The following is a 226-nucleotide window of genomic DNA, read 5'->3' on the forward strand; positions in this document are numbered from 1 at the left end:
TCCTGAGCAACGGTAGCCGCCAGATCCTGGCGCTGCTTCTGTCGGGAGACCTGTGCGACCTGAACGTCGCGCTGCTCGGGGCGATGGACCACAGCATCGCCACGCTCAGCCCGTGCCTCGTGGTCGGGGTGTCGCGCGCGACCGTGGCGGAGCTCAGCACGAACCACCCGCGCATCCTGCAGGGCCTGCTCTGGTCGACGCTGGTCGATCTCGCCACCTGCCGGGA

At 69.5% G+C, this 226-nt stretch carries 1 pseudogene; it reads left to right on the forward strand.

What is annotated here, in order from left to right:
• A pseudogene (locus tag WDW90_RS40445) lies at nt 1-226 on the forward strand (Crp/Fnr family transcriptional regulator); the annotation flags it as partial.

Origin of the sequence: Methylobacterium nigriterrae (genome assembly GCF_037106235.1) — a bacterium.
Taxonomy (GTDB): domain Bacteria; phylum Pseudomonadota; class Alphaproteobacteria; order Rhizobiales; family Beijerinckiaceae; genus Methylobacterium; species Methylobacterium nigriterrae.